The sequence below is a fragment of the Candidatus Lokiarchaeota archaeon genome, assembly GCA_014730275.1.
Classification (GTDB): Archaea; Asgardarchaeota; Thorarchaeia; order Thorarchaeales; family Thorarchaeaceae; genus WJIL01.
Map to the genome: position 1 here is coordinate 1 of WJIL01000050.1, position 7195 is coordinate 7195.

Below are 7195 nucleotides of genomic sequence, written 5' to 3' on the forward strand. Positions count from 1 at the left end.
AGAATTTCGTAGAGGAATTCAAGGAATTCCTTAGCAAGTATAAAGTGCTGGGACTGGCAGTGGCCTTCATTCTGGGTGTATATTTGGGGCAGCTAGTTCAATCCCTTGTGAATAATCTGATAATGCCCATTGTGGAATTCGCCCTACCCAATGTAGAATGGAACCAAATCGAAATCGGTCCTTTTGGTGTTGGAGCGTTCATTGGCGACCTTATCACCTTCATAATCATAGCATTTGTCGTGTTTGTCATAGTCAAAGTAGCAAATCGAGCCGGCATTAAGTAGAGCCTTCTAGTTCAGAAGTCGCCAGGTATATGCGGAAATGGGTAAGCCTAATTTAGACCTGCCTCTAGAACACAAAGAGCGATTGGACGTAACCTCAGTGAATGAGCTATATTCCTACCTTGTGAAACAGTTGGTGCTATATACTGTAGTTGGTGCCGCCATCCGCATTTTCTTGTATGATTTTCCCGTGATTGAAACAGCTTGGTTGCTCGTGGGTTTGTCATTCAGTGTGGGTAGTGGTGGAACTGTGCTTCAATTGGCCCGCCTGACCAATAAGAAGCACTATGCATTAGGAGGAATATTCCTCATCATTTTTGGGTTACTCCCCTTCTGAGAGAGGCTACCCTTTGCCGATTCGTGGCAGGAACATAGGAACTTCATCTCCATACTCCTCGTATCGGTCTCCAAACATCCTTGCAAGTTGTTTCTCCTCTGCGTGACTCATAGCATATACTGCAACGAAGATAACCGGAGTCAACAGAAAAGAGTATAATCCTGACATGAGTAGGCTAATACCGATATGGGACAGAATACCCCCCAAATACTGAGGGTGTCTGCATTTTACGTATATCCCATTTGTGACCAATTCGTTCGGTAATTGGGTTTGAGAAACACTTAGCGAAAGTTCTGATACTGCACTTAATCCGAAATAGGCGCCGAATACTAGGAAGAACAAGCCAACAATAAAATGAATGATGGGAATTTGGATTTCAATGATTGGTATACTAATCCAAAACGATTGGAAGATGGGCAAACTAAGAGCGGGTTGGGGAACAAACCAGATTCCTGCCCAAGAAGCAAACAGCAACCATCCTGAAACAATACCGATTACATTACCTATTTTCCTTCCCCAATGTTCTCCAAATTGCTCTGTTAACTTCGTTCGATTCAACGAGACGATGTGAAATAGAGCAGATATCCCGAACAGGGCCAAGAAAAGCAATAGTAGTTCATCCATGGATTTTCCCCCCACGCATTGTAGTTGCCTATATTCTTCGAAAGTTATGGATTGTTCCTGTCTCCAGGTTATCCCAATGCATCAATTCGAGCTCTGTGGATTGATGATGATCGAAAACTGATTCAGTTATCTCAAGTACATCATGGGGACTGATGCTTTGGGTATGAAGATGTTTGATGAAGACAGAGAGTTTCCCCCCGTGTTTGAGAATTCGGTCAAACTCATCCAAGAGGCGTCTATAGGGATTAAGAGTGCCATCGATTCTAAGCAAGCTGCGAATGATGTCATAAAAGAGGACAAAATCAACAGAATCTTCTTCTAGATTTATCTTGAGCTCGCCGTTTGTTCTCATAGGTATGATGATGTCATCAAGATTCATGACGGAAGCTCGGTACATCAGTTCATCTATGGCTGAGTGTTTCTTGTCAAGGGCGTAGACCGTGCCCTTACTCCCGACTACTCTTGCAGCTGGGATTGTGTAATGGCCCACTCTGCAACCGAAATCGAGCACGACATTCCTTGGTTGTAAACCTATCCTTCGGAAGAACTCTTCTCCCATCTTACTATACCATTTGAGGACATCTGAGCCAATAGAAAGGGAATCCAGAATGTTCTTCTCAGCAGCTTCCTGAGTTTCGAGTTCTTTGTTACCCTTTTTGTTGTTCATTCTCTACACTTCCCGATCTACAGCAATTAGACTATTCTTTCATATTCAACCTTTTCAAGCATGTTTCTAAACTATTCGAAAAAACGAATACAGTATGTATAGGAAAACATTTTGTTCAACTCTGAGTGCCTCTACAATCCGTAGTTGAAAATAGCCATTGTGAAAGGGGCTACGGGGTGGTTCAATGATTCAAAACAAACCCTATTCTGCTATCATATTTTTCATCTTCCTCATTTCGTTGGGTTCTCCAATTCTAAAATCCACTAGAACATGGCAAGGGGACTCTGAAGCTGCTTTTTCGCGTACTCCGAGTGATTCATTATTTGGCAACAATCCTCTGATGCCGGAAGAATCACCTCAAACTACTCCAAAAAACCCTGGTCATAACCTATTTACTGAATCGTCAATTGGGAATGAAGAAGTTATTGAAGAAGGAATCCTTGATGCTCTAGATGTGGAACAAAGGGGCTATACAACTCCTGGCATATTAGCTGGCAGGACTGATACCGGGATAGGCACATCCTACGCGTTTCCCTTGGACGAGGAGCATGATTGGGTTGCAAGCATGGCTGAGCTTGAGGTATGGAATCTTACAAGATTATACGCTGTAAATGGCAGTTTCATTGACGGAATTCCCGGACCAAATGTGAATCCCAACGGAAGTGTAGCATATCGTCCCTTTGGCTGGGATGCTACAAGTTATGAACCTGAAGGATATAATCAGACGCAGGTTGCAGCGTATGACGATAGCGATACAGGGTACGTCGTCGTTGAGAATCAAGGTGAGAGACAAGGGGCGAATAACAAGCAAGTACACGCAGCCGGCACCTATGTGATTTGGAATCAGACTCTTAGAAATCTCGATCACGTAGATGAGGCTTTCTTATCTTTTAGGTACCTCTACCTCAGAGGCCCTTTAGGGGATTTGAACCAAGGCTCGTGTTTCATAAGAGTTCTGATAGACGATACTGCGATCTGGAATGTAAGCCTTCTCGATGTTGGTGACCGGGGAGTGTGGAACAGCACTGGCCGAATACCGGTAAACTTGACGGAACTCAGTAGTTCTGCTAATTTGAAAATTGGGCTATTCATAGATGAAACCATGGAGTTGAAGCCGGAGGATCAAGGGATAGAAAATGCTGTATATATCACGACATACCTTGATGATTTATCACTGTACGCGAAGAACCCTCCTTCCTTTTCTGAAGTATCGCTAGAATACAAAGTCGGAGAGAATACAACATCTGTAATTGGGAGCAACGGAGAAGGATTTGCTTCAATCAGTTTTGAGGATTATGTCACATCCGGCCCTGTTGATGTTGCTGTTATATCAAACACTTCTGTTTCTTTCTTGCACCAACCGAGGCTACTCTCTCATAAATTCGATAACTCTAGTTGGACAACTGATTTTGAGAAAAAGGGTGTAGCCTATTCTATAGCTGCTAATCAGAGTTCAAATTTGACACTCTACACGTATCTTGGGACTCGAGAAGAATACGAAAACTTCTCCCTTGTTTTGTATCATCCAATCGATTGGATGAATCCTAGAGTATACGATCCATTCCTTGTTGAGGTGTCAGACCAATGTATTGTCCAAGAGGGCCGACTAGAGGTTCCACAGTCTGTTTTGAACCGTCTTGGATGGTGGCTCGTCAGCTTTAGTTCACCCAACTACGTCGAAACGTTCTGTTCGCAGATTCGGAATGAGAAAGAGTCCTACTGGTCTAACACAACATCTTATGCTACCGGAAACCTCACAAGAGTACTAGCATCCCTAGGAAGTGAATATAAAATAAGCTCAAACTTGGAGAATCTACATTTTAGATGGCGGATGCCCAACGGAACAATCTGGTATAATACTACCGTTGATTCGAGTAGCCCGGTTTCTGCACCTACTCAAGGGCTGCGACTATCTGGCTCCAATACTACTGCTGGTCAATGGAGGACTGAATTGTTCTGGACTAACGGTACGGAACTTGCTCTTAGCTCCATATCGTTTACTCTCCGTCATATAGTATCAATTGAGCCCATCCAACCCATCATTGAAACGGAAGTTGGTGAGACAATCAACGTCCTTGTTAGATTAGAGGACGCTGACAATGGAGATTTAATCATGACTGGTCCAACCACCGTTACAATGGAATGGGCTGAATCTACATACGAATTCGTTCCAAATATACTAAGGAACTGGTGGGAGGCCAGTGTAGACACTTCAGTGCGCCCTGCTGGCTCTTACATGATGAATGTCTCCGTTTCATCTCCCTATTTCTGGGATACATTCTGCACAATCGAGCTTCAATCTGTATTCTCTACAGATTTGAACTCACCTGAAGGCCCAATTGAACCCCTTGTATTTGGCAGGCCACATTCCTTCACATTTTCATACTCACTCAAGCTGAACGGGAGCAACATTAGAGGAGCAAATATTTCAGTTTCGCAGTTTGGAACGGGAGATTACGACGTTGAGGAAGCAGAGAATGGTCTCTATAATTTGACAATTATCCCTGGCAATCTCGGCAATCAGAGTCTGGTTTTGACTTTCAAGAAGGAGGGTTGTGAATCTCAGTACTACATTTTTACCTATCTTGTTGTGAGAGTTCCCATCCAAGTCTCAATTGAGTCTTCTCTTGTTGGAGTTGAAGGAGACTCCATTGATTTGGAGATAAAAGTGACAGAATCTGATACGGGTGAACCTGTTACAAATGCCACTGTTGTTTATGGAATCTTCCCTGCAGTAGGAGATTCCATTGAAACAGGAAGCGCGGAAGAGTCTTCCCCGGGTTCTTATCTGGCCTCTATTACCATTCCTACATCTGATTCCAATGGATACCGATTACGAGTGCAGGTTGAAAAGGCGAATTTCGAGTCCATTGACGATTTCAGCGCAGAGCTCGTCTCACTTGTAAATCAACAAGCCCGGCTGGTCTATTATGGCACCCGTATTGGGGGCATATTGGCTTTTCTAGCAATATCCGGGGTTGTGTATACACTGTATCGTAGAAAGAAGAATGCCGAATACCAAGAAGCTCTGGCTGTTAAACGCCGCTTTGAGGATGCTAGTGATTTGATAGGAATCATCGTTCTGCACAAAGATAGCGGTCTACCTGTATATTCCAAGATTCTAAAAGGCGGTTTTGATGAAAGCGTGATTTCTGCATTCATTACTGCTATCAGCCATTTCAGATCAGAATTTGATTCTGAAAGCATGGAGGCAAAATGGAAAATATTGCCTATTTCAGATATTATTCGTGCAGTAGAAACTGAAAACTTGATTTGTGCATTTATCACTGTTAGCAAACCTTCCGAAATCCAAGAAGATAGGATGAAGCAATTTGCAATTGCTGTTGGTGATGCTATTGACGATTTATACGAGGATAGACCGACTAAAGCCGAAGATGAAAGCGTAACGAATCTTATTGATACCTTGTTCGATAGCACTTTAGATGGTCATCTCCTGAAATACTACAAGCGCGGCACATCTGAGGAGTTCCCTGGTAGATACAAGTGCTTGGAAGAAGTACTGGAAGGAACGGAGAGCCATTGTGCGAAGCCAAGTTATCTTACAAGAAGCATGTCAAAGTGCGGTGTGAATGAGCCGAAAGCAAGCAAACTTGTGATGGAGGCTATCGATAAGGATCTACTGATTTCCTGTCAACCTGACGAAGCTAACGATCATTCATTTGCATTGGACTGGGAGCTCTAGTGTCAAATATCAATCTCTGAGTAGCTCTCTGCAAACAACCAAGAAGGGCATGCAATTAGACCTCCATCTTAAGTGTGAACCACCTATTGAGAATGGAAAAAACTGGTTAAGCTCTGTATGATTCTGTCCATAGTCTCAAGGAGCTCCAGGGGGTTTGTAGATACTTCCATTCCATGGTTTGCACCTTCGATAACCAAGCTATCTCCCCCTGTTGATTCTACTAGTTTGGATAGCAACTCCTTATCATAGTATGGATCCTCCGTTCCAATCACAAACAACGAATCTGGTGCATAATCATTCAGTGCTTTCTGTATGTCCGGCAAAAGAATGAGTGGTGTATGCCAAATGAATTTGGAATCTCGTGCATCAGGGAATTCCTCTAGAATATTGGCCAAAGCAATGGTGCCGAGTGATTTTCCCACAATACAGCAAAGCTGTTCATCCAGCTGTTGTTGTGCAGTGGTATATGCTGCGACAACATCATCTTTCAACCACTCCATTTTCGCTTCTTGGCTTCTATTTTCAAAGTCGGGGTTATCCATATAGTCATAGTTGATGTTCAGGACATTGATTCCCATGTAAAGAAGAAAGCGATTAGTGTAATATAGAAGGGGTGCTTGAGTTGTGTATCCTCTACCCGGAAAGGTAATTGCATATCTGTCGGTATCCGTTTTCAGTCGAAGATATTCATTCGGCACTTTGCCAACATGTCCTTCTATATTGAGCTCTTCAAATGAATACATTGACAATCAACTCCTTCAAGTCAAGAATCCCTTGGCTATCAGCATATAAGACTGTGCGGTTAACCCAACGCTCCCCAAGGGAACTCGCTCGTTGGTACCATGGATCAGCCCAAGCAAATCACCCATATCAAGAGTATCATCGAAGAGGCTGAAACCATAAGCCTGGGTTCCGAATTCATTTCGGAAAAAGCGGCAGTCGGTTACGCCTGGCATTAGCATTGGCACTAGCTGACAAGTTGTCCCTTTCAATTGTTTTACACTATGTTCCATCTGCTTCACGAGTGGCGATTCGACTTCACTTGCATTTCCATACGATGGCTCCGAACCCGCTTGTTTCGGAAGAGGTTCGATATTGGTCTCTTCAGCAAGTGGCCCTAAGGCCTTCTTGAGGTGATCGTGTACGTATTGCGCATTCTGTCCCGGAAGTGTACGTATGTCTATGTCCACGTATGCACCTCCGGCTACAACATTAACCTTGGTTCCTCCCTGGCACAAGTTCGGTGAGATAGTCATTCTACTGAGTGCATGAAGTATCTTCGCTTGCGCAAGATTATCCTTGCTGGCCATCTCAATAAGCCGTGGAAGCAGACTCTCTCTTCTGAGTAGCCATTTCTGTGTACTTCCAATAGGCATATTTTCGACAAGAACATCGAGAAACTCGGTTGTCAGTGGTGGTTGATACATCTTGAGTCGACGTACTGCTTCCGCCATTTTCACAACTGCATTCTCCGATTTGAAAGGCATAGACCCATGTTGTTCTTCTCCTTTGAAATTCAGTCGCAACCAGGTCGCCCCCTTTTCTCCATATGCGAATACGAATCTGTTTTCTCCTATTGGATG

The 7195-nt window shown here is 43.6% G+C and carries 7 protein-coding genes; 3 read left to right on the forward strand and 4 right to left on the reverse strand.

Annotated elements, in window-relative coordinates:
* Both GF309_05485 and GF309_05490 read left to right on the forward strand, forming a co-directional pair.
* The coding region (locus tag GF309_05485; GenBank protein ID MBD3158224.1) for a large conductance mechanosensitive channel protein MscL at positions 1 to 284 on the forward strand (284 nt) is incomplete at its 5' end.
* Between the two features lie 37 nt (positions 285 to 321).
* Positions 322 to 618 (forward strand): hypothetical protein, encoded by a 297-nt coding sequence (locus tag GF309_05490; GenBank protein ID MBD3158225.1) that lies wholly within the window; start codon positions 322 to 324, stop codon positions 616 to 618.
* Between the two features lie 6 nt (positions 619 to 624).
* Here the strand turns inward: GF309_05490 and GF309_05495 are convergent, their stop codons facing one another.
* Together GF309_05495 and GF309_05500 are read right to left on the reverse strand one after the other, a co-directional pair.
* Positions 625 to 1242 (reverse strand): hypothetical protein, encoded by a 618-nt coding sequence (locus GF309_05495; GenBank protein ID MBD3158226.1) that lies wholly within the window; start codon positions 1240 to 1242, stop codon positions 625 to 627.
* Between the two features lie 28 nt (positions 1243 to 1270).
* Positions 1271 to 1909 carry a methyltransferase domain-containing protein gene (locus GF309_05500; GenBank protein ID MBD3158227.1) on the reverse strand — a complete coding sequence of 213 codons (639 nt, stop codon included), beginning with the start codon at positions 1907 to 1909 and terminating at the stop codon, positions 1271 to 1273.
* 184 nt (positions 1910 to 2093) lie between these two features.
* On the opposite strand from GF309_05500, the gene GF309_05505 reads away from it, so the two are divergent.
* Positions 2094 to 5612, forward strand: a complete 3519-nt coding sequence (locus tag GF309_05505) for a hypothetical protein (protein MBD3158228.1) — start codon at positions 2094 to 2096, stop codon at positions 5610 to 5612.
* 83 nt (positions 5613 to 5695) lie between these two features.
* Here the strand turns inward: GF309_05505 and GF309_05510 are convergent, their stop codons facing one another.
* Together GF309_05510 and GF309_05515 are read right to left on the reverse strand one after the other, a co-directional pair.
* Entirely contained in the window at positions 5696 to 6355 is a 660-nt protein-coding gene (locus tag GF309_05510; protein ID MBD3158229.1) for a hypothetical protein, read from the reverse strand.
* 15 nt (positions 6356 to 6370) lie between these two features.
* On the reverse strand, positions 6371 to 7195 hold an 825-nt coding region (locus tag GF309_05515), incomplete at its 5' end, for a peptidase dimerization domain-containing protein (GenBank protein MBD3158230.1).